Annotated in this window: 23 protein-coding genes; 13 read left to right on the top strand and 10 right to left on the bottom strand. The window is 34.4% G+C overall.

The window, feature by feature from the left end; translation table 11 throughout:
* Positions 1–25 precede the first annotated feature (25 nt).
* The gene (locus tag E0F98_RS08480) at positions 26–652 is read left to right on the top strand and encodes a WbqC family protein (protein WP_132110423.1); all 627 of its coding nucleotides are present in this window, start codon (positions 26–28) and stop codon (positions 650–652) included.
* 14 nt (positions 653–666) lie between these two features.
* On the opposite strand, the gene E0F98_RS08475 is transcribed toward E0F98_RS08480, so the two are convergent.
* The 6 genes from E0F98_RS08475 to E0F98_RS08450 all read right to left on the bottom strand — a co-directional run bounded on the left by E0F98_RS08475 (position 667) and on the right by E0F98_RS08450 (position 6,929).
* A complete protein-coding gene (locus E0F98_RS08475) occupies positions 667–1,713 on the bottom strand; it encodes an endonuclease/exonuclease/phosphatase family protein (RefSeq protein ID WP_132110421.1) in 1,047 nt (348 codons plus the stop codon).
* A gap of 81 nt (positions 1,714–1,794) precedes the next feature.
* Complete coding sequence (locus E0F98_RS08470) at positions 1,795–2,658, bottom strand: rhomboid family intramembrane serine protease (RefSeq protein WP_132110419.1); 864 nt, start codon at positions 2,656–2,658, stop codon at positions 1,795–1,797.
* 46 nt (positions 2,659–2,704) lie between these two features.
* The gene (locus E0F98_RS08465; protein WP_132110417.1) at positions 2,705–3,451 is read right to left on the bottom strand and encodes a rhomboid family intramembrane serine protease; all 747 of its coding nucleotides are present in this window, start codon (positions 3,449–3,451) and stop codon (positions 2,705–2,707) included.
* Positions 3,448–5,313, bottom strand: a complete 1,866-nt coding sequence (gene mutL, locus E0F98_RS08460) for a DNA mismatch repair endonuclease MutL (RefSeq protein ID WP_132110415.1) — start codon at positions 5,311–5,313, stop codon at positions 3,448–3,450. Before mutL ends, E0F98_RS08465 begins: the two co-directional genes overlap by 4 nt.
* A gap of 162 nt (positions 5,314–5,475) precedes the next feature.
* Entirely contained in the window at positions 5,476–6,051 is a 576-nt protein-coding gene (gene ribH / locus E0F98_RS08455) for a 6,7-dimethyl-8-ribityllumazine synthase (RefSeq protein WP_132110413.1), read from the bottom strand.
* Between the two features lie 104 nt (positions 6,052–6,155).
* Positions 6,156–6,929: a tetratricopeptide repeat protein gene (locus E0F98_RS08450; RefSeq protein WP_132110411.1), complete on the bottom strand. Its 774-nt coding sequence runs from the start codon at positions 6,927–6,929 to the stop codon at positions 6,156–6,158.
* A 242-nt stretch (positions 6,930–7,171) separates the two neighbouring features.
* Between E0F98_RS08450 and recF the strand changes: the two genes are divergently transcribed.
* The 12 genes from recF (at position 7,172) to E0F98_RS08390 (ending at position 19,576) form a co-directional block, all read left to right on the top strand.
* Positions 7,172–8,251 (top strand): DNA replication/repair protein RecF, encoded by a 1,080-nt coding sequence (recF, locus tag E0F98_RS08445; RefSeq protein WP_132110409.1) that lies wholly within the window; start codon positions 7,172–7,174, stop codon positions 8,249–8,251.
* A gap of 81 nt (positions 8,252–8,332) precedes the next feature.
* Positions 8,333–8,722: a rhodanese-like domain-containing protein gene (locus tag E0F98_RS08440; RefSeq protein WP_132110407.1), complete on the top strand. Its 390-nt coding sequence runs from the start codon at positions 8,333–8,335 to the stop codon at positions 8,720–8,722.
* A 132-nt stretch (positions 8,723–8,854) separates the two neighbouring features.
* Positions 8,855–9,532, top strand: a complete 678-nt coding sequence (locus tag E0F98_RS08435; protein ID WP_132110405.1) for a DUF2461 domain-containing protein — start codon at positions 8,855–8,857, stop codon at positions 9,530–9,532.
* A gap of 9 nt (positions 9,533–9,541) precedes the next feature.
* Positions 9,542–10,609, top strand: a complete 1,068-nt coding sequence (locus tag E0F98_RS08430) for a glycosyltransferase family 4 protein (RefSeq protein ID WP_132110403.1) — start codon at positions 9,542–9,544, stop codon at positions 10,607–10,609.
* Positions 10,610–10,790: 181 nt separating this feature from the next.
* A complete protein-coding gene (murB, locus tag E0F98_RS08425) occupies positions 10,791–11,804 on the top strand; it encodes a UDP-N-acetylmuramate dehydrogenase (RefSeq protein ID WP_132110401.1) in 1,014 nt (337 codons plus the stop codon).
* A 30-nt stretch (positions 11,805–11,834) separates the two neighbouring features.
* Complete coding sequence (locus E0F98_RS08420) at positions 11,835–12,449, top strand: FMN-binding negative transcriptional regulator (protein WP_132110399.1); 615 nt, start codon at positions 11,835–11,837, stop codon at positions 12,447–12,449.
* A gap of 85 nt (positions 12,450–12,534) precedes the next feature.
* On the top strand, positions 12,535–13,641 hold the full coding sequence (locus E0F98_RS08415; protein WP_132110397.1) for a glycosyltransferase: 1,107 nt from the start codon (positions 12,535–12,537) through the stop codon (positions 13,639–13,641).
* The gene (locus E0F98_RS08410; protein WP_132110395.1) at positions 13,632–14,183 is read left to right on the top strand and encodes an RNA polymerase sigma factor; all 552 of its coding nucleotides are present in this window, start codon (positions 13,632–13,634) and stop codon (positions 14,181–14,183) included. The genes E0F98_RS08415 and E0F98_RS08410 overlap by 10 nt, the downstream gene beginning before the upstream one ends.
* A 174-nt stretch (positions 14,184–14,357) precedes the next feature.
* Positions 14,358–15,185: an energy transducer TonB gene (locus E0F98_RS08405; protein WP_132110393.1), complete on the top strand. Its 828-nt coding sequence runs from the start codon at positions 14,358–14,360 to the stop codon at positions 15,183–15,185.
* A 244-nt stretch (positions 15,186–15,429) separates the two neighbouring features.
* The gene (lipA, locus tag E0F98_RS08400) at positions 15,430–16,299 is read left to right on the top strand and encodes a lipoyl synthase (RefSeq protein ID WP_132110391.1); all 870 of its coding nucleotides are present in this window, start codon (positions 15,430–15,432) and stop codon (positions 16,297–16,299) included.
* A gap of 74 nt (positions 16,300–16,373) precedes the next feature.
* Entirely contained in the window at positions 16,374–17,369 is a 996-nt protein-coding gene (gap, locus tag E0F98_RS08395; protein WP_132110389.1) for a type I glyceraldehyde-3-phosphate dehydrogenase, read from the top strand.
* A 26-nt stretch (positions 17,370–17,395) separates the two neighbouring features.
* Positions 17,396–19,576: a tetratricopeptide repeat-containing hybrid sensor histidine kinase/response regulator gene (locus E0F98_RS08390; protein WP_132110387.1), complete on the top strand. Its 2,181-nt coding sequence runs from the start codon at positions 17,396–17,398 to the stop codon at positions 19,574–19,576.
* On the opposite strand, the gene E0F98_RS08385 is transcribed toward E0F98_RS08390, so the two are convergent.
* The 4 genes from E0F98_RS08385 to E0F98_RS08370 all read right to left on the bottom strand — a co-directional run bounded on the left by E0F98_RS08385 (position 19,566) and on the right by E0F98_RS08370 (position 23,741).
* Positions 19,566–20,378, bottom strand: a complete 813-nt coding sequence (locus E0F98_RS08385; protein ID WP_132110385.1) for a purine-nucleoside phosphorylase — start codon at positions 20,376–20,378, stop codon at positions 19,566–19,568. The two genes, E0F98_RS08390 and E0F98_RS08385, sit on opposite strands and share 11 nt — an antisense overlap.
* A complete protein-coding gene (gene lpxK, locus E0F98_RS08380) occupies positions 20,338–21,375 on the bottom strand; it encodes a tetraacyldisaccharide 4'-kinase (protein WP_132110383.1) in 1,038 nt (345 codons plus the stop codon). The genes E0F98_RS08385 and lpxK overlap by 41 nt, the downstream gene beginning before the upstream one ends.
* A 286-nt stretch (positions 21,376–21,661) precedes the next feature.
* Entirely contained in the window at positions 21,662–23,023 is a 1,362-nt protein-coding gene (locus E0F98_RS08375) for an amidohydrolase (protein WP_132110381.1), read from the bottom strand.
* Positions 23,024–23,036: 13 nt separating this feature from the next.
* Positions 23,037–23,741, bottom strand: a complete 705-nt coding sequence (locus E0F98_RS08370) for an ankyrin repeat domain-containing protein (RefSeq protein ID WP_132110379.1) — start codon at positions 23,739–23,741, stop codon at positions 23,037–23,039.
* Positions 23,742–23,858 lie beyond the last annotated feature (117 nt).

The raw sequence follows: 23,858 nt of genomic DNA, 5'->3' as shown, positions 1-23,858 counted from the left end.
TAAACCTAAAACAAAAAACAATACAATGAATACACTACTTCATCCTACCTATTTCCCATCAATAAGCCATTTTGTCGCCATGTCACAAGCTGACAGTATTATTTATGAAATAGAGGATAATTTCCAGAAACAAACCAACCGCAACCGTACTTATATCTATAGTCCTAATGGAATTCTACTACTGAATATCCCCGTTAAGCACTCTAAAGACAACCATCAAAAGACTAAAGATATTCAGGTTGACACTGATTTTGACTGGCAAAAGCAACATTACAAATCACTAGAAACAGCCTATAAAAGCTCTCCTTTCTTTGAATTTTTTGAAGATGATATCCGTCCTTTTTTCGAAAAAAAGCACAAATTCCTGTTGGATTTAAATTTTGAGACCTTAGAAATTATATCTAAATGTATGCGTGTAAAGTTTGAGTCTACGAAAACCACCGAATACATTCAACAAGATAATACTGATTTAATTTTAGATTATAGGTTTCTAGCTGACGGAAAAAAAGATCCTTCTTCTTTTGAAAGATACATGCAAGTATTTGAGGACAAGCATGGCTTCATCAACAACCTAAGTGTGTTAGACTTAATCTTCAATGAAGGAAAATTTACTTTAGATTATTTAAAAAACCAAAAGTTAGCGCTTAAATAAAAGTCACTGTATTTTTATTCCAATGACAACTTCGCCATAATGGGATAATGGTCGGAATTTTCAAAGTCCGAAAAGCTTTCAAACTTTTTAACAGTCATCTTCTCATCTGCAAAAATATAATCAATTCTGGTGGGGTAATACTTGAACTTATAAGTTGCTCCAAAACCTACTCCTGCTTCTTCAAAACTATCTTTTAAACTGCCTTTAATATTTCGATAAACATAAGAGAATGCGCTGTTATTCATATCGCCACATATGATAATCGGGTAATCAGATTCTTTTTCATGTTTTTTAAAAATCTCTGCTTGTTGCTGTTGAAGCTTAAAAGCCTTACTAATTCGACTCAGCATCATTTGGGATTTATCCTTATTAATCACGTCAATATTCTCCGATATTTCACTAACATCAGGCGAGATCTTTATAGATTGCAAATGCATATTATACACCCTAATGATATCTTTACCTTTTTTTATATCGGCATAAATAACACTGTTATTAGTACTTGGCAAAACAACATTTCCTTGATTTATGATAGGAAACTTCGAAAAAATAGCTTGCCCCGTTTTAATTTTATTCCCCTCCATTAATATGTATTTATGAGGATACACTTTCAGGTCAATAACTGCCGAAGACGAAAATTCCTGAATGCATAAAATATCCGGGTTTTTATCGTTTATAAACTCTAAAATATCCCCAGCGACATCTGGTTTATCTAGCCATTTAAACAGGTTAAACAAGCGCACATTGTAGCTCATAACGGTAAAATTCTTTTCGTCAGAAGGGTATTCTTTGGCAGAAAACTTATAAAATTTATTTATGAATGTAATCCCAATCAGCAGCACCAATCCAGACAAAATCATTCGTTTCTTGAACTGAAAACCCCAATAGATAAAAAACAGACCATTTAGTATGAAAAACAATGGCATCAAAAGGGTCAAAACAGATAATATCGGGAAAATCTTTGGAGCTAAAAACGGTAAAATATAAGCGACAAAAGTGACAATAATAAGAACGACGTTCAAACTATACATTGCTTTATTGAACCAGGAAAGATTTTTCATATTTTTACTTGTTCCATTAACCGCTTAATAAAATAATAACGGGTATTTTCTTAATTTATTTCTAAAGTTGCTATAACGCACTTATTTTCCAGCCTTAAACAAAAATTCTTTCTCTTCTTTAGTCAAACTATCGTAACCTGATTGGCTAATTTTATCCAAGATTTCATCAATTTGCTGTTGCGCTTTGTCTTTTGTAATAATTTTAGAAGCCCTATTTTCTGCAGGTTTAGCATAATTCTTATGCACTTTTCTAAATGGTGTTGAAGGTGATTTTTTAACTAAATTGGTGAAAAACGTAATAAAACCTGTCACGATTTGACTTAAATCAGTTCCGTTTTGAAGTACTCGGATAAAAATAAAACCAAACAAAGCTCCAGCTAGATGAGAGATGTGCCCGCCGGTATTGTCTAAACGGAATTGCATGAGATCTAATAGTAATATCACCGCCGTGATATGCCACAATTTAATATTACCTATCAACAACAACCTAACATTCATCAATGGTTGATAAGTCGTTACAGCTACTAACACAGCCATAATTGCTGCAGAGGCACCTACAATCGAAGCACTTAAATTCAAAACGAAATAACCGGTTACAAACGCTATTCCAGCAAAAATAGCACTCAAAATATACAATCCTAATAACTGCTTTTGGGTGAAAAAAGTTAAAAACAGCGAACTGGCAAAATTAAAAACCACCATATTAAATAGCAAATGCCAAAAACCATCATGAAAAAAGGAATATGTTAAAAATGTCCACGGTTTTAATCCAAAAGCAGAAAGCTCTGTCGACAAAGCAACCCAATCAGGAAAATAAAACGAACCCGACTTAAAGTCATAGAAAAAGACCAATGAAACTAGGAAGCAACCAACATTCCAGTAGATTAATCTATGGGCCACACCACCCATTTTATACTGCATTTTTAAGTCATCTAATATATTCATTCTTTGTTTTTAGGTTGTTTTATAATAGCACATAATTAGAAACTTTTTAGTTCCATCTGTTATCATTAAACTGATTCTTCTTCCAATACCACATAATTAAAAAGCCAAATAAAGCCCCACCTACGTGAGCAAAGTGTGCGATTCCACCACCACCGAAAATAGATTGCCCAGAGACTCCTAAATACAAATCTACTAAAACTAAACCGGGTACAAAATACTTTGCTTTTATGGGCACAGGAATAAACATCAAGGCTAATTCAGCATTAGGAAACATGAATGCAAAGGCCACAATTACACCATAAATAGCGCCAGAAGCTCCAACAACAGTTCCCATATAAGCACTAATAAAATTTTCATATTGTGACGCAGTTAACAGCTCTTGCCATTGAGTGTTTATCTTTCCTTGGTTTAAAATTTGAACAATTTCAGACTTAGGAAAACCATTCGCTTCCAGTGTATTTACCGCATCGATGAAATAGTAATAATTGATTCCTGTATGCAGCATTGCCGCACCTAAACCGCAAGAAATATAGAAGAATAAAAACTTTTTACTTCCCCAAAAACTTTCCAATGCCGACCCAAATGAATACAAAGCAAACATATTGAAAAAAATATGCATATAGCCCCCGTGCATAAACATATGCGAGATAGGCTGCCAAAATTGAAAGCTTGAATTTTCAGGAAAAAACATCGCTAACATCTTATAAGCAGGATCTCCAACGATTAATGTTCCAATAAAAAAAAGAACATTAATTATAATTAACTGTTTTACGGTTTCGGTTACATTTCTCATAGTGCAAATTTTTTGTCTAAATCTTCCACACGCATGGTGATGAAAGTTGGTTTTTGAAAAGGGGAAACATTAGGGTCTTTACAGGCAAAAAGTCCGTTTACCAAGTTTTCTTGTTCTTTAATAGATAAAGAAGTTCCTGTTTTTACAGCTAAACTTTTGGCCATAGATTTTGCAATCGTATCATTTTGACTAAAACTGCTGTCGGGAATTCCGTCTTGTAAATCGCTTAGTAATTGTTCTAAAACTAGAGAAACCTCACTTTCGGTAACATTTACCGGAATTCCCGAAATCACAACATGATCAGGACTAGTCTCTTCAAAAACAAAACCAGTATTTACTAGCGAAAGTTTTAAGTCCTCGATAAGCTCCATTTCATTAGCCGAAAAGAACAAATCCAAAGGAAATAACAATTGCTGACTGGATGCTTGATGCACAGTCATATTTGTCAAAAACTGCTCATACAGCACTCTTTGATGTGCTCGCTGCTGATCCACAATAACCATCCCTGATTTTATGGGAGAAACGATATATTTTTTATGAATTTGGTATGCAGTATTAACGGTCTTTTCGACGTCTTCTTCATTAAACAGCGAACCTGTCACTTCCTCAGTTTCGAATGAAAAATCAGTGGTCCCGGAAATAAAATCAACCTCTTGTTTTAGTCCCACATAAAGACTTTCCCAATTTGCTGTTGGCTCCGGTTTTTTATAATTCGAACTAGCTCCACCAGAATAATGTTTGTTTACTTTATCATCAGAAAAAGGATTGAAAGTACTATCTACTTGTATCGTAGGCGTTGCTCCTTCTAAATCTTTATAACTATAAGGCGTATCTAAATTTGAATCTCTATCAAAATCTAAAACCGGCGCGACGTTAAACTGTCCTAAACTGTGCTTTACAGACGCTCTTAAAATCGCATACAAAGCATGTTCATCATCAAATTTAATCTCTGTTTTAGTAGGATGAATATTAATATCAATAGTATTAGGCGGCACCGTTAAATATAAGAAATAACTAGGTTGCGCACCATCTTTCAAAAGTCCATCGTAAGCAGCCATGATTGCATGATGCAAATAACCGCTTTTAATGAATCGATCATTAACAAAGAAAAACTGCTCACCCCTACTTTTTTTGGCAAACTCAGGTTTACAGGCAAAACCTTGAATTGTCACAATTTCAGTTTCTTCTTGAACAGGAACCAATTTTTCATTGGTTTTACCAGAAAAAACAGCAACAATTCGTTGTCTTATGCTTGAAGGAGGCAAATTGAACATTTCGCTTCCATTATGAAAAAAAGTAAAATAGATATTTGGGTGTGCCAATGCAACACGTTGGAACTCATCAATGATATGACGGTACTCCACTGTATCCGACTTTAAAAAATTACGGCGTGCAGGAATATTGAAAAACAGGTTTTTAACCGCAAATGATGTTCCTTTGGGCAAAACCGCTACTTCCTGCGAGACAAACTTACTGCCTTCAATAATAATTTGGGTTCCTAACTCTTCTTGATCTTGTTTGGTTTTCATCTCCACGTGAGCAATCGCAGCAATGGAAGCTAATGCCTCACCGCGAAACCCTTTTGTATGTAAAGAAAATAAATCCTCAGCCTTACGAATTTTTGAAGTTGCGTGGCGTTCAAAACACAAACGCGCATCAGTAACATTCATTCCCTGTCCATTATCAATCACCTGAACTAACGCTTTCCCGGCATCTTTAATAATTAATTTAATGTCTGTAGCCTTTGCATCGACCGCGTTTTCAAGTAGTTCTTTGACAACAGAAGCAGGTCTTTGTACGACTTCTCCAGCAGCAATTTGGTTAGCGACATGATCAGGAAGCAATTGAATGATACTCGACATTAAAAGGAATTTGTTTAAAGTTTACGTTTAATTTTTAAAACCAAAGTGCACAAATTTAATGAATTTATGTTGGCTTTTATAGCTAAGACAGTCATAAATAAAACAAAAAAACCTATACTATTCACTAAACAGTATAGGTTTTTATTATAATTTATTATTGTTTTATTCCTTCAATTCTAAAGGTGTTCCTTCTTCAATTCGCAAAGGACCAGTTGACAATAAATTTTGATTTCCATTTTGATGTGTCAATGAAGCTTGTTGACGAATAAAAGCCATTTTTATCGCAGCTATTGCAGCCTCAGTCCCTTTGTTTCCATGAATACCACCACTTCTATCGATCGATTGTTGCATGGTATTGTCTGTAAGAACACAAAAGATAACCGGAATATCAGTTTGAACATTCAAATCTTTTATTCCTTGAGTAACGCCTTCGCAAACAAAATCAAAATGTTTAGTTTCGCCTTGAATCACACAACCTATGGCAATAACAGCATCCACGTTTTGTGTTTGCAACATTTTTTTACAGCCATAAATCAGTTCAAAACTTCCTGGAACATTCCATCGAATAATATGCTCAGCTGGAACATTATTTTCTAAAAACGCTTGCTCTGCTCCATTATACAAGCCTTCAGTTATAGCTTCGTTCCACTCAGCAACAACTACTCCGAAACGAAAATTTTTCGCTTTTGGAACAGTGTTCTTGTCATAAACGGATAAATTTTTATTTACAGTTGCCATTTGATATAGATTTTAAAATTCATTTTTAAGATTTTAAAAGTTAAAGATAGAATTTTGAAATCAAAAAACTGCAATCTAAAACTAGAATCTCAAACCCTTTTTTACTATTGAGCTAAACCAATTAAAACATCAATTGAAGCAGCTTCTGGAGATGCGTCATAATTGTCTTTTATATCAGTAAAATATTTCAATGCATCTTCTTTTTTACCTAAAGCTAAAGCAGTTTTTCCTGCTTTCAGCAAATAACGTGGCGTTATAAAATCATTTTTATTTGTTTCAGCAGCTTTAATATAATTTTTCAAAGCTTCTTCTGGCTGATTGTTTTCTGCGTAAGCATCTCCAATTGCACCTTTAGCTAAACCACTCAAAACGATATCTTCTGATTTAAATTTACCTAAGTAATCAATCGCTTCTGTATATTTTCCTGTGTTCAAGAAGGCAATCCCAGCATAATAATTAGCTAAATTTCCAGCATCAGTACCAGAATATTCATCTGCAATTTTGATAAATCCAAACTTACCTTCAGAACCATTTAAAGATAATTTATATAAAGAATCGCTTGCAACACCGTCAGTAGCTTGTTGAAAATTAAATTGTGCAACAAACATTTCATCTGCCGCTTCCAATTGTTTTGGCTCAGCGATAAATTTTTGATATACTAAATAACCTATAGTTACTAAAGCAACAGCTCCTACAACACCGATAATCCAATTCTGGTTTTTAGCTACAAAAGCTTCCGTTTTTCCAGCAGTTTCATCTAATGTAGAAAAAACACCCGCCGTTGTACTGTCTTTTTCAGCAATTACTACATCTTCAGTTGTATCTTTTTCTTCTTTTTCTTTTGGTGCTTTATATCCTCTTTTACTGTAAGTAGCCATTTAATTTATAATTTAGTTAACCGCAAAAATAAAATTTTTATTCAAACCGACGCAAAAAAAATAGGATTTTATGTTTAAATACAAAAAATAACTTTCTCAGCCCTGTCTTTATATAATATATGCCAAAATAATTAGCACAGAAAAGCCTGAAAACGCCTTTATCTCGATATTTTTCAATAATTTGCACCCACTTTAAAAAGCATTCCAAAATAACATACTCCTCAATACCAGCAAGCCTTAAGATGTACCTAAAAAAGATTTCATTATTCAATTACAAGAACTTTTCGGAAGCTAACTTCGAATTTGACGGAAAAATAATTTGTTTTGTAGGTAAAAACGGGATCGGAAAAACAAACGTGCTTGATGCCATCTATCATTTATCCTACGGCAAAAGCTATTTCAACCCTTTAGCAGTCCAAAACATTAAACATGGCGAAGAATTTTTTGTTATTGATGCCGAGTTTATAAAAAATGAAAGAAATGAACAGGTTGTATGTAGTTTAAAGAAAGGTCAAAAAAAAGTATTGAAACGCAATGGCAAAGCCTACGATAAATTTTCAGATCACATAGGTTTCATTCCCTTGGTTATTATTTCTCCAGCAGACCGAGATTTGATTGTAGAAGGCAGTGAAACTCGCAGAAAATTCATGGATAGCGTCATCTCGCAATTAGATTCTCAATATTTACAACAATTGATACAGTACCAAAAAGTACTCAATCAACGCAATGCTTTACTGAAATATTTTGCATTGAACCGTGTTTTTGACAACGACACCCTTTCTATATATAATGAGCAACTGGACGGTTATGGAAAACACATTTTCGAAAAAAGAAAAGAATTCATAGCGCAGTTCATTCCTATTTTCAATACCCATCACCATGCTATAACTGGATCTCAGGAAACGGTACAACTGGTGTATGAAAGTCATTTATTCGAAAATAACTTACTGACTTTATTACAAGAAAACATCAATAAAGATAGAGCCTTGCACTACACTACCGTCGGAACTCACAAAGATGATTTGTCATTCGAAATCGATGGTCACCCCATTAAAAAATTTGGTTCTCAGGGACAACAAAAATCATTCTTGATCGCTTTAAAATTGGCTCAATTTGAATTTCTAAAAAAACAAAGCGGTGTAAAGCCCCTTCTATTATTTGATGATATCTTCGATAAATTAGATGAAAGTAGGGTCGCGAAAATCATTGAGATGGTCAATAGCGATACTTTTGGCCAACTTTTTATTTCAGACACACATCCGGAAAGAACCGAAGCAATTTTAAAATCAACGAATCAATCCTATAAAATATTTAACTTATAGCCAGTGTATTTTATGATTTAAAAATCTTCAACCCTAATAATTTACTTAAATTAGCCTAATCAATTTTTAAAATAAATTCTAATGAAATTTCGCGCACTATTATTCATATTACTATCATTCTTTATAACATCTTGTAACGCACAAGCTTCTAAAAATATAAAGTTAATCGAAGTAAAAGAATTTGCTAAAAAAGTAAAAACAACCCAAAATCCGCAAATCTTAGATGTACGTACTCCAGCCGAATTTACGGCGGCACACATTGAAAATGCTACCAATATAGACTGGCTTGGCGACAGTTTTGTTATTGACGCAGAAAAACTAGACAAAACAAAACCCGTTTATGTTTATTGCAAAAGTGGAGGCCGTAGCAAAAAAGCAACTGCCAAACTTGAAGAACTTGGATTCAAAAACATCTACGAACTCGATGGTGGTTTTATAAAATGGAGCGCTGAAGAGCTAAACAAACCCTAAGCGGAAATTATTCCAATTAGCAACAGAGCTAAGAAAGTCTCATTGAATACAAAACGAATGGTGTGCACATTGTAAAAAAAGCGCCTCATTTTACGAAAAAAAAATCAAGAATACAATTACAACAACCACAACATGCTTTCAAAAGATTCACTACAATTCCTGGACGATTTAAAAGCGAATAACAATAGAGATTGGTTTTTAGACAATAAAAAAAGATACGAAGTTTTCAAAAAAGACTATCATCAATTGGTCGCAGATTTTCTTGACGTCATGAAACCTTTGGACCCTACGTTAGAATTGCTGGAAATAAAAAACTGTACTTTTAGAATCAATAGAGACATACGGTTTTCTAAAGATAAATCACCCTATAAATCACATATCGGGGTATGGATGTCCTCAGGGACAAAAGGGCAAAACCGTTCCGGTTATTATGTTCATATCGAGAAAGGCGCCAGTTTTATCGCCGGTGGATTCTATGCGCCACTTCCTGAAGATTTGAAAAAAGTACGCAAAGAAATCGCTTATTTTCATGATGATTTAGAAGTAATTCTCAATGAGAAAAACTTCAAAAAGGAATTTGGAGACTTTGATCGAAATGAAAAAAGCACACTTAAAAACCCTCCTCGTGGGTATGACAAAGAACATCCCGCAATTGAACTATTAAAACTAAAAAGTTTTGAAGCCAGCGTAGAATTTGACATTATAGAAATCCTTCAAAAAGATTTTGTGTCAAAAATGAGTAAAAAGCTCATCCTTTTAAGACCTTTAAATGAATTCATCAATCGAGCACTGACCACTGATGAGTTTTAAATTATTTCGATGAAAAAAAGAAAAATACTTTTTTTAGGCGAATCTTATAGAGCTGATGCTATTACCTGGCAGAATGGTCTAAAGGAATTTGGTGATTTCGAAATAATCAGTTGGGAGTTAAAAACACCAAGCGATACTTTTTTCAACAGAATAGCACGACTAGTTGAGTTCAGCTTTGCATTACATGAAATTAAGAAATTAATACAGCTGCATCAACCAGATATGGTCATTGCCGAGAGAACCACAAGCTACGGCTTTCTTGCCGCTCTATCTGGTGTAAAACCATTGGCTATTGCACAACAGGGCAAAACTGATTTATGGCCCGAAGGATCTATTTTATTGCCCTTCAAAAAAATAATCCAAAAATATGCTTTCAAAAAAGCAACTCTTATTCATGCTTGGGGGCCAGTAATGACAATCTCTATGGCTGCGGCCAAAGTAGATAGGAGTAAAATCATGGTGCTACCAAAAGGGATTGATTTAGTAAAATTCAATAATAGAAACACGGCAAATCCCGATAAAATTTGCGCAATTGTCAGCCGTTCTCTAATGCCGGAATACCGCCATGACGTTATTTTAAGAGCGTTCGGAATGTTAAATGAAAAAGGAATTGATTTTACTCTTACAATAGTTGGCGACGGAAAACAGCTTAACAACTTAAAAGACTTAGTGAAAATTTTAAATATCGAGAAGAAAGTTATTTTTACGGGCAGAATTGCAAATACTAAGTTACCTATATTACTACAAGAATCTAATTTTTATATCAGCATGCCAGTTACAGAAGGCGTTTCAGCATCATTGTTTGAAGCGATGGCCTGTAATTGTTATCCTATTGTCTCTAATATCGCTGGAAACCAAAGTTGGATCAAACATCGCAAAAACGGACAATTAATTACTGTAGATGATTCAAATATGCTTGCTGAGGAAATATTGTGGGCTTTCGAAAATAGTAATTATAGAACGAAAACCGTGTTGAAAAACAGACAATTTATCGAAGAGCATGCCGATTACAAAATCAACATGAAGATCATCGCCAACAAATACCACGAATTAATAAACAACGTCGAAGTTAAGTAGCATTTTATGATTCTAAGACGATGTTTGCATTTAACGTTCGAGACAAATAAAAAAGCCAACCCAAAACAACTCCTAATATCATAGCAATATTTAAGATGTATATCTGAACGAAAAGCGAGGCAAACAAATTTTAATTCTTACTTTTGAGCTCGGAATACATTTATAAAAAGCACTTTCTTTCATGGAAATACAAACTAACTTTTCTCTAAAAAACTATAATACTTTTGGTATCGAAGCCAAAGCAAAACAATTTATTGCAGTACACAGTACCGCCGAATTGACTACCATTTTAGAACAAAACAAAGCAGAGCGTAAATTCATTCTTGGTGGCGGTAGCAACATGCTTCTTACCAAAGACATTGATGCTTTAGTAGTTCATATTGACCTTAAAGGAAAAAGAATTGTCAATGAAAATGAAGATTATGTATGGGTCGAAAGTCAAGCTGGTGAGAACTGGCATGAATTTGTACTTTGGACCATTGACCAGAATTTTGGCGGACTGGAAAACATGTCGCTTATTCCAGGAAATGTAGGAACAACTCCCGTACAAAATATTGGTGCATACGGAACCGAGATGAAAGATACTTTTGTTTCCTGTGACGCAATAACCATTACAGATCAAGAATTAAAGACATTCACAAAAGAAGAATGCCGTTTTGGATACCGAGAAAGCGTTTTTAAAAATGAAGCAAAAGACCAATACATCATCACCTCAGTGGTTTTCAAACTTACAAAAAAAAACCACAAAATCAATATTTCTTACGGCGATATCACAACCGAATTAGCCAAAAAAAACATTACCAATCCTAACTTGAAAGAAGTAAGCGATGCGGTTATTGCTATTCGAAAAAGCAAATTACCCGATCCTAAAGAATTAGGAAATAGCGGTAGTTTTTTTAAAAATCCGATCCTTTTAAAATCTGATTTCGAAAAAATACATCAGCAATTTCCTGAAATGAAATATTATGATGTCTCCCCAACCGAAGTAAAAGTTCCTGCAGGATGGCTTATCGAACAAGCCGGATTTAAAGGAAAACGATTTGGAGACGCAGGAATCCATAAAAACCAAGCTTTGGTTTTAGTGAATTATGGGAATGCAACGGGACAAGAAATCCTTACGGTTTCAAAGCTTATACAAGAAACGATTTTCACCACTTTTGGTATCCACATTGAAGCCGAAGTGAATGTAATTTAAAATAATTAATCAAACCTATAAGTCAATATCATGTACACTCCTGACCTTTACAAAAATGAAAACCGAGACGATATACATGTATTTTTACAAGAAAATAGCTTTGGTATCCTTATCAATCAAACGCAAGGCAAGTTAACGGCAACCCACATCCCGCTAGAACTTGAGACTGACAAAGAAGGAAATAGTATTTTATACGGACATCTTTCTAAAGAAAATCCACAATGGAAAGGCTTCACTGAGAACGACGAGATATTAGCCGTTTTCTCCGGCCCACATTCCTACATTTCTTCCTCTTGGTACGATCATGAAAATGTTCCTACCTGGAATTATATTGCAGTACATGTCTATGGAAGAATTAAAATTGTCGAAGGAGAAGCAGTCGTTGAATCCCTAAAAAAATTAGTAGACAAATATGAAAAGGCATCTAAAAATCCTGTTCGAGTGGAGGATCTATCCAAAGAAACGATGATGCAAGCCAGTGGAGTTGTCGCTTTTGAAATTGAAATTACCGAAATTCAGGCGACAAAAAAACTATCGCAAAATAGGGATGATAAAAATTATCAAAATATCATCTCAGAGTTAGAAAAAACCAAAGAAAATCAAGCAGTTGCAATGGCAAATGAGATGAAAAAATGCCCTCGGTAATTTTTTTAAAAATCAATAATTTATAATTTCTAAATACTAATTCTATTCATACCTTTGCACCCGATTCAACAACACAAAAACTCAGATGCTTATTATAATTCTTTACTTTTTTATTGCTGTCGTTTTCATTCAGCTTTTTTATTATTTAGGTGTTTTTGGAAAATTTGCTTTCGCGAAAGCACAAAAAGTAACACCCAAAAGACTTTCGATTTCAGTTATTGTTTGTGCTAAAAACGAAGAAGATAACATAGTGGAGTATATTCCGCTACTTGCTGAGCAAAACTACCCTGATTATGAAATTGTCTTAATTGATGACGCTTCTAGTGATGCTACTTTAGAAATATTCGAAGGTTTTGAAAAACAGTACCCAAATATCCGTTTGGTAAAAGTTAAAAACAACGAGGCTTTTTGGGGAAATAAAAAATACGCATTGACTTTAGGAATAAAAGCAGCCAAAAACGAATATTTATTATTTACTGACGCTGATTGCTATCCTACTTCAAAAGAATGGATTACAGCGATGAGTTCCCAATTCACCATGCAGAAAACGATTGTGTTAGGCTATGGCGCATACGAAAAAATCAACAAATCTTTTCTTAACAAATTAATGCGTTTTGAGACTTTACTCACTGCTATGCAATACTTTTCTTGGGCAAAATCAGGACGACCTTATATGGGAGTAGGTCGAAATTTAGCCTACAAGAAAGAAGAGTTTTTTAACGTAAACGGGTTTATAAACCACATTCAGGTACGCTCTGGTGATGACGATTTGTTTATCAATCAAGCCGCAACTTCAAAAAACACTACTATCGCCTACACGCCAGAAAGTTTCACCTATTCGAAATCAAAAACTACTTATAAGGATTGGATTATCCAAAAAAGAAGACATGTTGCTACGGCAAGCTATTATAAAAAATTAGATAAATTTCAATTGGGACTTTTCTACTGTTCCCAATTACTTTTCATTTTACTACCCATTATCTTGTTGTCGTTTCAGTTTTACTGGATTGTGGTATTGAGTTTAATTTTTGTTAGATACGCGGCTGTTTGGACAGTTGTTGGCTTTTCGGCAGCTAAATTAAAAGAGAAAGATTTAAAATACTGGTTTCCTATTGTCGAATTAATACTTATATTCACACAAATCAATATCTTTATTACAAATACTTTCTCAAAACCGGTAAATTGGAAATAAATAATCAAATCGAAAAAGCAAAACAAGGCGATCAAGCGGCCTTTACTTTTCTATTAAATTACTATTGGAATGAAGTTTATGGCTTCATGTTGAAACGTACCGAAAACGAGACTAATGCCGAGGACATTACCATTGAGACGTTCTCAAAAGCGTTTGACAAAATCGCGACTTACAATCCTGAATTCCAGTTTAACACCTGGCTAATTAGTATTGCTAAAAATGTACACATCGATTTACTACGTAAAAAAAAGTCCAGCCTTTTTATCGAAATTACAGATCAAGAAGATCAGAAAGCGTATAATATTGCAGACACCACTCCTTCTAAGGAAGACGAACTGATTACAGAACAGAATCTTTCTCAACTCTTGCGTTACATAAAAGAGCTAAAACCCCATTACCAAGAAGTAATTCAGTTGCGCTATTTTCAGGAAATGAGCTATCAGGAAATTGCTACTAAAATCAATGAGCCTTTAAGCAACGTAAAAATTAAACTCCTTCGTGCTAAAAAATTATTGGCAGAAATCATTAGAGACAAAAGATAAACTACAATCTATTCTGTTAAAAATTAAATAATAAAACTTAATTTTAGTATTTATATAAATTATTTTTCAAATAATTAACGCATTGCACACTAAAACTCTTACTATTGACGTTAGTATTTAAAAATACTACACGCTTATGATTTAACTGATACCTAACCATTAAATTCATAAATTATGTCAAAACTAAGTCTTTACGAGTCCAACTGGATTAATCTAGTTTTCGAAAACAAAAACAAAGAATACGGGGCATATCAACTGCGTCAAGAAAGCGTAAAAACTTCTTTATTTGCACTTTTTATTGGTATATTATTATGTGCTTCTCTGGTAGGTATTCCAAAAATAATAAGTCTACTTAGTCCTACAACAGACATACATGCAGCAAATCCTGGAAGTATCGATCAAATTATTGAGGTGACTAAAATTTTCCCCAATCAAGTTAAACAAATTGAAGCACCCGTTCTACCAAAAGCTATCCAACAAAAACCAAGTGTCGTTATTGAAAAACACCAACTTAAAAACCCTACAATTGTTCAGGCTACGCTCGCGACTCCAGATATTGCAACCAATATTGAAAACCCGCTTACGATAAATAATAATCCTGATGGCAATGGGATTATTGGTACGAATCCAGTCGCATCGCAAGGAACGGGAAATGGAAGCCCTGCAATAGTTGATTATGGGAATACGGTTGTGGCTAGCACCCTTTTGGACAAAATGCCAGAATACCCCGGCGGAATTGCTAAATTCTACGCCTACATTGGTAAAAATTTTGAAAGCCCAGAAATAAACGGAGAAAGAAGCATTCGTGTTTATGTTTCTTTTGTGGTCGAAAAAGACGGAAGCATGACTGATATACAAGTAAAAAACGATCCAGGTTATGGATTGGGGAAAGAAGCGATTCGGGTTCTAAAATCGTTGAGAACCAAATGGGCGCCCGGAATAATCGATTCAAAAGCTGTGCGAACAGCTTACAATTTACCCATTGTTGTTCAACTGAATTAAACTTCGACAGAAAAGCAGAATCACTTGATTCTGCTTTTTTTTTTATGTTTCTCGAAAAAAACAAAACTCCTATACCCCTTTTACTTCTCACGCAGATAGGAATAAATACCTGCAAACCACAGCCACACAGAAAAATCACAGAGAATTGCGCAAATAATTAATATAAATCTCGCTTCAAGCTTCGCGCCCGAAACACCCTATTTTAAATCAACATTCCTTATATTTGCAGTCTTAAAATTGATTTATGGAAACTGTTTTAGAAAATACTTTACCTGTTCAAAAACCAAAATGGTTGAAGGTAAAACTCCCGATAGGACAAAAATACACTGAACTAAGAGGCTTAGTCGATAAATATAGTTTGAATACGATTTGCGCATCAGGAAGCTGCCCTAACATGGGTGAATGCTGGGGTGAAGGTACCGCTACATTTATGATTTTAGGAAATACATGTACCCGTTCTTGTGGTTTTTGTGGTGTAAAAACTGGAAGACCAGAAACAGTAGATTGGGACGAACCTGAAAAAGTAGCACGTTCGATAAAATTAATGAATATCAAACATGCTGTAATTACCAGTGTCGATAGAGATGACTTAAAAGATGGCGGATCTATTATTTGGATCGAAACCGTAAAAGCCATTCGTAGAATGAATCCAACTACGACTCTAGAAACTTTGATTCCTGATTTTCAAGGTATCGAAAGAAATATAGACCGAATTGTAGACGCAAATCCTGAAGTAGTTTCACATAATGTAGAAACAGTACGCAGACTAACTCGTGAAGTACGTATTCAAGCAAAGTATGACCGAAGCTTAGAAGTTTTAAGATACTTGAAAGAAAAAGGAATCAATAGAACAAAATCGGGGATTATGCTTGGTCTTGGCGAACAAGAAGAAGAAGTTTTCCAGACCATGAGAGACCTTCGCGATGCTAATGTGGATGTAGTAACCATCGGTCAATACTTACAACCAAGTAAAAAACACTTGCCAGTTAAAGAATTCATAACTCCTGATCAATTTGCTATCTATGAAAAATACGGATTAGAATTAGGATTCCGTCATGTAGAAAGTGGTCCGTTAGTTCGCTCTTCTTATAAAGCACAAAAGCACATTCTTTAAAAAAAACGTTTCAAGTTTAAGGTTTCAAGTTGAGTGACTTTAAACCTGAAACTTGAAACTTTAAACAAAATCTATTGAAAACAAGAATTGCCATTAACGGTTTTGGAAGAATTGGTCGAAATCTATTTCGATTGCTTTTGAACCATCCCACTATTGAAGTTGTTGCTATAAATGACATTGCCGATACAAAAACGATGGCTCATTTATTAAAATACGACAGTATTCACGGTGTTTTACCATACAAGGTAAGCGCAGATGAAAAAGGTATTCTTGTAGAAGAAGATCACTTTTTATTTTTTCATGAGAAACAAATTTCAAAATTAGACTGGAAAAGTTTTAATATCGATTATGTAATCGAATCAACTGGGAAATACAAAACTTTTGAAGAAATTAATGCGCATATAATCGCAGGAGCTAAGAAAGTAATCCTATCCGCTCCCTCTGAAGTAGATAGTATTAAAACTGTTGTTATTGGTGTAAATGATCATATTCTTGATGGTACCGAAAAAATTATTTCTAACGCCAGTTGCACTACAAATAATGCAGCCCCAATGATGAAGGTAATCGATGAGCTATGTGGCATAGAACAAGCTTATATCACTACCATTCACTCTTATACAACAGACCAAAGCCTGCACGATCAACCCCATAAAGATTTACGCAGAGCCCGTGGCGCGAGTCAATCCATTGTCCCTACAACAACTGGAGCCGCTAAGGCATTAACAAAAATTTTTCCTACATTAGACAACAAAATAGGTGGTTGTGGTATTCGTGTACCCGTTCCTGATGGATCATTAACAGATATTACATTCAATGTAAAGCGTGCCGTTACAATAACTGAAATCAACGAAGCATTTAAGTTCGCTGCCGAAAATAATTTAAAAGGGATCTTAGATTACACCGAAGACCCAATCGTTTCTGTAGACATTATTGGAAACAGAAATTCATGTGTGTTTGACGCACAGCTTACTTCGGTGATTGATAAAATGGTAAAAGTCGTGGGATGGTACGACAATGAAATAGGCTATTCGTCTAGAATAATAGATTTAATAGTGTTGACAAAAGAATAAAAATAGCTTAGAAAAATAAACAACAGATGAGATACCTTTTGGTTTTTATGTTTTTTATTCATTCCTTTCTCTATTCACAAAAAAAAGTGGATACTGATAGCATATCCCATTATACTGAGCAGGCGAATTCTAGCATCAAAGAAAACAATTATAAAAACGCACTTTTTTTTACTCAAAAAGCAATAAATTATTGCGAGGTCCATCTTAAAAAGGAAGCTCAAGCCATCCAAACTTTTAATTTAGGTAAAATTTACTACGACCTCAGTAAATACAGTGATGCAAACGAAAGTTTTACTGAAAGTATCTCATTATTCGAAGGCTTACCTCCTTCAACTCAAGTGGCAAATAGCTACTATTACCTTAGTCTTTCCTCTATTGGCACAAAAAACTACAAAGCAGCTGAAAATTCTCTTAATAAAGCATTATCCATCTATAAAACTTTAAATATTCAACCTAATGAAGACATCGTCAACCTTCAAAAAGGTATTATTTATAAAGCGTATAAGAATTACAATGCGGCATCGTTGTGTTTTAATTTGGTAATTTCTAAACCGGACAGTCCTGAAATTGCAGACATTAAAGCGGAGGCACTTTATCAAATTGGACTAATAGAAGAGATCAATAAGCGAAATAATTTAGCCTTAAACTATTACAATAAAGCCTTAGAATTAAATGCCAAAAACGACAATCTAAAGCAAAAATCGGATATTTTGCTAGCGCTGAGTTCCGTTTATGGTAATATATTAAATAAAAGCACTGCTTACTCCTATCTACAGCAGCACTTGAATCTTAAAGAAAGTATCTCGATTTCGAACAATGAAAAACTTGGAATCGATGATTATGAGAATTTTAAGGAAACGCAACGACTAGAAAAGATAGAGCGAATTAACAAAAAAATCGCGGAAGAGGAAAAAAACATCAAATTCTCTAAGCTGATTAATATCCTTGCCATTGCGTTAATTTTAATTCTATCCCTATTGAGTTTGTCTTTATACAAGAACAATATCATTAGAAATAAATCGAATTTATTACTACACGAAAAGAACACCGAGTTAATAATAGCAAAAGAGAAAGCTGAAAAAGCATCACAGGCAAGATTCGAATTTTTATCTACCGTTAGCCATGAACTCAGAACGCCACTAAATGCTATAAACGGTATCACTCATTTATTACTGGAAGAAAACCCTAAGAAGTCACAGTTACATTATTTATCATCTTTAAAATTTTCTGGAAACTATCTAACCACTTTTATAAATGAAATTCTAGAAATCAATAAAATCGAATCCAATACCGTTGAAGTAGATACTGTTAATTTCAATCTAAAACAGCTGTTAGAAGACATCAGAAATTCTTTGAAGGAAATCGCTTTAAAGAATAATAATACCTTTACATTTAATATTGATGAAACCATCCCAGATCATTTGATAGGAGATCCAACGAAATTGTCGCAAATTTTCATGAATTTAATAAATAATTCTTTAAAGTTTACCAAAAACGGGAACGTCACGATCCAAGCTAAATTACAATCCCATATAGATGACACTGCGGTACTATCATTTGAAATTATTGATACTGGTATTGGGATTTCACGCGATAAATTAGACACTATTTTTGAAAGTTTCGCCCAAGGATCTGTCGAAATAAATCGAAAATATGGAGGGACTGGATTAGGGTTAACAATCGTAAAAAAACTAACTAAAATTCTTGGCGGACAAATTAAAGTCGAAAGTATTTTAGGCAAAGGCTCTGTCTTTTCATTTCAATTAGAATTTACAGTAAACGAGCAGCATTCATCAGATAGTACCGTAATTAAAAATTATGATGAATCAATTTTTGCAAATAAAAACATCTTAGTGGTTGAAGACAATAAGATCAATCAGATGATAGCAAAAAAAATGGTGCTAAATAAAGGCATGAAATGCAAAATTATTGATAACGGAGAAGAGGCAATTGAAAAAGTCAGAAACCATAAGTTTGATTTAATTTTAATGGATGTCCATCTTCCAGGAATAAACGGTACAGTGGCGACTAAGAAAATTAGAGAATTTGATATTTTAACTCCTGTAATAGCAGTAACTGCAATTTCACTGAACGAAAACAGAGAAATGCTATTATCATTTGGCATGAACGATGTTATAACAAAACCATTCGATCCTGAATATTTCTACGCTGTTATTGCGGAACAATTAGACAAAGTTAATACCTAACGATCAACTCCTTAATCAATCTTCTTACATTTGGCTCTGCATTTTGAGCCGCTTCTAAGACTTCGTCATGGGAAATTGAATCAATATTATCCTCGTCTCCAATGTCTGTAATTACAGAGATTCCAAAGGTTTCTAAATCCATGTGACGAGCAACAATAACTTCTGGTACGGTAGACATTCCTACACAATCAGCGCCTAGGATTTTAACCATCTTATATTCGGCCAAGGTTTCAAAACTAGGTCCTTGTAAGCCTAAATAGATTCCATCTTTAACTTCAATATTTAATTCTGTGGCAAGTTCTTTTGCTTTAGCTATCATTTTCCTCGAATAAGGCTCACTCATATTTACAAATCGCGGACCAAAACGTTCGTCATTTACACCACGCAACGGATGCTCTGGCGTAAAATTGATATGATCCTTAATGATTACAATTTCGCCTATTTTATAATTGGGATTTACTCCCCCAGAAGCGTTAGAGACAATTAGTTTTTTAACTCCCAAAAACTTCAAGACACGCACCGGAAAAGTCACTTCTTTCATCGAATATCCCTCGTAGAAATGAAAACGTCCTTGCATGGCCACAACCTTTGTATCGCCAATAGTTCCAAAAACCAGAGCCCCCTTATGTCCCTGAACTGTGGATACAGGGAAATTCGGTATTTCGTTATAGGGCAATGTAAATTCAATCTTAATGTCATCCGTAAAACTTCCTAAACCAGAACCTAATATAATTCCATATTCAGGATTGAAGTGGTTTACTTTATTGATGTAACTTACCGTTTCTTGTACTTGTTCCCACATAATTCATGATTGTTTTTCTAAAGTCATTATCTCTTACAAGAAACTGACTTCGTATTGGTAAATAAAAAAGTTGATCGGCGGGGATTCTTCCCTGCAAGCGCACATAATCCTTCTCAGTCGTTATTATAATCTTATTTAGCGATTTATTTTTAATGTCTATTATATCGCTTTCACTAAAATGATGATGATCTGGAAAACTCATACAAACATCCTTTTCAGTTTTTAAATATTCGAAAAAAGAGCCAGGTTTTGCAATTCCAGCCAAAAGTAACTTATCACTACTCTTGATGTCTTTTACTGCTCGTACTCCCGTTTCTGAGTAAATAAATTCATCGTAAGCAATGGTCGTAAAATATAATTCTTGGTTTACACCAATTTTTAATTTGTTTTTAATGCTAGCCATCTCCACTTCTGATAGATCTGCAGGACATTTTGTTACAACTATAACATTAGCTCTCTTGGCTCCGCTTCTACTTTCTCTTAAGTTTCCTGCAGGAAGTATAAAATCATCACAATACAAGTCGCCATAAGAGCTAAGTAAAATATAATAACCTGCTTTCACTTTTCGATGTTGGTAAGCGTCATCCAACAAAATTACTTCTGGTTTTTGCGGTTGCGAGAGCAATTTTTCAATTCCGTTCTTTCGATTCGCATCAACAGCAACTTGAATATTCTTAAATTTCGTGTAGAATTGAAAAGGTTCGTCCCCTAGTATTTCAGCATTAGAACCTCCATCCGCTAAAATAAAACCCTCCGACTTTCTCTTATATCCCCTACTTAATGTTGCTACTTTGTATTGTTCAGACAGCAGTCTAATCAAGTACTCAATTTGCGGTGTTTTACCAGTACCGCCAACACTGAGGTTTCCCACAGCAATAATAGGCAGATCAAAACTATAAGATTTAAAAATTCCTTGATTAAATAGAAAGTTCCTAATACTCGTAATGAAACCATATAAAATAGCAAAGGGAAAGAGTATTTTGCGCAATAAAATCATTATAGAATTGTAAAAAATTGAACACGAATTTAACGAATTAATTCCTTTCTATTTCCATTTCGAAGCAGAACTTAAGCTTTATCTTCAAGAAGTATTTATTTGAACTCTTTAAAGAATTGAATAAGAAATGTAATTTCGAAAAAGTATTACATTTTAAAATAGTTCGTTACCTTAAAAACCTTCTTTAAAAAACAAAACAAGTTTAAATTCAGAACACTATACTTTGTATTCTGAATTTAAACTTGTTTTTTAATCTTGAAACCCAACTAATCGATCGAATTTGAATCTATGCCTTCATTTCCCCAGCTATTAGTTTTCCTTTAAAGAAAACGCCTTCTCTTTTAGGTAGACGCGCAACTGCTTCTGCAGAACAACTGGCTTTTACCAAAATAAAATTGGCTTCAGCATCCACCGCAGGCCATACCCGAGCACCAGCATCATTAAGTGGCAATATCTCGTTAGTAGTAGCAATATGTAAGGCGCGACTTAGACTATACTCATCTGTCCAACCGTAAAGTTGGGCACATAATTTTGCTTTTTCAAGCATATCACAATTTCCAAAAGGTTGCCAATGATCTACGATACTATCTGTACCAGTCATTAATTTTACACCGTGCTTTTTTAAAGTTGGAATTGGCATTATTGTGCGGCCAATAGGCACTGTAGAAACCACTCCAATACCAAGTGCCCCCATTTGTTCAGCTATTTTTTCTAATTCGTTTGCTTCCATTCTGGCAAGAGCAAAGCCGTGACTTATGTCTGTTTTTCCCTGTAGCTGTTTATTCTCTTCTGTTTTTTTAATGATGTATTCTATGGCGGCTTTACCTGTTGGTAATCCTTCATGCAAGTGAATATCAATTCCTTTATTGTTGTCAATTGCAATTTGAAACATGGCATCAAGAGATTTCTCTAAATTCCCATCGACAGTGGTTGGATCTAGGCCACCAATAAAGTCAACACCCATTTTTGCCGCTTCGCGCAACAGCGATTCTGACTGGGAATACAAAATTCCATGTTGTGGAAAAGCGACAATTTCCCAAGCAAAACTATCCTTATTTTTATCTAATGCTGCTAATAAATGCTCTAAACTTTTTAATCCGCTTACGGGATCAATATTAGTTTGGCAACGGGCAAAATAAGTACCTTGGCTTTTCATTAGTTCTATCGCTTCTTCGGCTTTGTGTTGGGAATCTGTCAATAACTGTGGAATAATCTTTTCCTCCAATACAATCATATCTTTCACTGTATACCCTTTTCTTGGTGCAGCATTCCATTTCCCACCATAAAATGTTTTATCAATATGAATGTGCATATCACGCAATCCCGGAAGCATTAAAAAACCTTTGGCGTCGATTGTCTTCAGCTTTAGATCAAGTTTGCCTTTTACAATCTTTTTGATTTTGCCATCGGAAATATGCAGGTTATATAAGGCTGTATTTGTGGCTATGACTTCCTTTTTTTCGTTGTACTCAAACCCTTCTTCCAGTCTTACATTCGTTAAAATATATTCTTTTAAAGCAGCAGTGTTTATATCCTCTGCTTCCTGTGGTGTCATTGCTGAAGTGCCAATACCTGAGAATAATGCAGCTCCAGTAGCGGCTGCACTCAATCCTAAAAATCTTTTTCTACTAATATGATTCTGTTCCATTTTTATCTTTTAATTATTTTGCTCCCGCTTTTTCTAATAATTTTACCATCTCAGCGTATCCTTGCTTCTTTGCGAGTCTCAAAGGTGTCATTCCGTTTTTATCCGTTATGTTTACATCGCAGCCGCCTTCGATCAAGGCAGCTACTATATCAATATGAACTTGACCCCCATCACTCAACAAAACAGCTTCTAATAAGGCAGTCCATCCAAGATTGTTTATATGATCTTTAGGAAAACCCGCTGTATTTACCAATAGTTTTACAATTTCTAAATGTCCTTTTTCAGCAGCAGGAATTAGTGCCGTACCTCCGTAGCGATTGTATATCTTGAAATTTGCACCATGGTTCAATGCCATTTTTACAATCTCCAAATTACCTTCGGCACCGGCGTATAAAAAAGGACTGTTTTTAATTCCATCCTGAGCATTTACGTCGGCTCCAGCGTTTATAAGCAATATGGCTATTTTGTTATCACTTTTATAAACTGCTTCCATCAGTGCTGTTCTCCCCTTATCATTTTTCAGTTCTAATGATGGCTTATCTTGTAAAATCTTTGCCAGCATTGTTGCATCGCCGCGATCAACAGCTTCAAAAAGCGCTTTATTTAAATCCATATCCTCTAATTTTAATTCTGTTTGTTTTGATGAGCAACCCAAAATTATCACAATGACTAAAATCAACTTGCTTAATAAAACGCTCCTATTTCGTTTGTTTGTCATAACTCATTTCTTTTTGAATTCATAAAACTGATTCTTTACCATAAAAGCAACTTGCACTTTCTTTTATGTGCACACATTTTTAGTAATTTTTATCAATTACAAAAATCGATTAGAAAT

This window comes from Flavobacterium hiemivividum (assembly GCF_004349145.1).
Lineage (GTDB): Bacteria > Bacteroidota > Bacteroidia > Flavobacteriales > Flavobacteriaceae > Flavobacterium > Flavobacterium hiemivividum.
This window is presented reverse-complemented; position numbering and strand designations above follow the sequence as displayed.

Bases quoted from the DNA above. Each gene is read 5' to 3' on its own strand.
- E0F98_RS08480 (WP_132110423.1), top strand. From the start codon at position 26: ATGAATACACTACTTCATCCTACCTATTTCCCATCAATAAGCCATTTT.
- E0F98_RS08475 (WP_132110421.1), bottom strand. From the start codon at position 1,713: ATGAAAAATCTTTCCTGGTTCAATAAAGCAATGTATAGTTTGAACGTC.
- E0F98_RS08470 (WP_132110419.1), bottom strand. From the start codon at position 2,658: ATGAATATATTAGATGACTTAAAAATGCAGTATAAAATGGGTGGTGTG.
- E0F98_RS08465 (WP_132110417.1), bottom strand. From the start codon at position 3,451: ATGAGAAATGTAACCGAAACCGTAAAACAGTTAATTATAATTAATGTT.
- mutL (WP_132110415.1), bottom strand. From the start codon at position 5,313: ATGTCGAGTATCATTCAATTGCTTCCTGATCATGTCGCTAACCAAATT.
- ribH (WP_132110413.1), bottom strand. From the start codon at position 6,051: ATGGCAACTGTAAATAAAAATTTATCCGTTTATGACAAGAACACTGTT.
- E0F98_RS08450 (WP_132110411.1), bottom strand. From the start codon at position 6,929: ATGGCTACTTACAGTAAAAGAGGATATAAAGCACCAAAAGAAAAAGAA.
- recF (WP_132110409.1), top strand. From the start codon at position 7,172: ATGTACCTAAAAAAGATTTCATTATTCAATTACAAGAACTTTTCGGAA.
- E0F98_RS08440 (WP_132110407.1), top strand. From the start codon at position 8,333: ATGAAATTTCGCGCACTATTATTCATATTACTATCATTCTTTATAACA.
- E0F98_RS08435 (WP_132110405.1), top strand. From the start codon at position 8,855: ATGCTTTCAAAAGATTCACTACAATTCCTGGACGATTTAAAAGCGAAT.
- E0F98_RS08430 (WP_132110403.1), top strand. From the start codon at position 9,542: ATGAAAAAAAGAAAAATACTTTTTTTAGGCGAATCTTATAGAGCTGAT.
- murB (WP_132110401.1), top strand. From the start codon at position 10,791: ATGGAAATACAAACTAACTTTTCTCTAAAAAACTATAATACTTTTGGT.
- E0F98_RS08420 (WP_132110399.1), top strand. From the start codon at position 11,835: ATGTACACTCCTGACCTTTACAAAAATGAAAACCGAGACGATATACAT.
- E0F98_RS08415 (WP_132110397.1), top strand. From the start codon at position 12,535: ATGCTTATTATAATTCTTTACTTTTTTATTGCTGTCGTTTTCATTCAG.
- E0F98_RS08405 (WP_132110393.1), top strand. From the start codon at position 14,358: ATGTCAAAACTAAGTCTTTACGAGTCCAACTGGATTAATCTAGTTTTC.
- lipA (WP_132110391.1), top strand. From the start codon at position 15,430: ATGGAAACTGTTTTAGAAAATACTTTACCTGTTCAAAAACCAAAATGG.
- E0F98_RS08390 (WP_132110387.1), top strand. From the start codon at position 17,396: ATGAGATACCTTTTGGTTTTTATGTTTTTTATTCATTCCTTTCTCTAT.
- E0F98_RS08385 (WP_132110385.1), bottom strand. From the start codon at position 20,378: ATGTGGGAACAAGTACAAGAAACGGTAAGTTACATCAATAAAGTAAAC.
- lpxK (WP_132110383.1), bottom strand. From the start codon at position 21,375: ATGATTTTATTGCGCAAAATACTCTTTCCCTTTGCTATTTTATATGGT.
- E0F98_RS08375 (WP_132110381.1), bottom strand. From the start codon at position 23,023: ATGGAACAGAATCATATTAGTAGAAAAAGATTTTTAGGATTGAGTGCA.
- E0F98_RS08370 (WP_132110379.1), bottom strand. From the start codon at position 23,741: ATGACAAACAAACGAAATAGGAGCGTTTTATTAAGCAAGTTGATTTTA.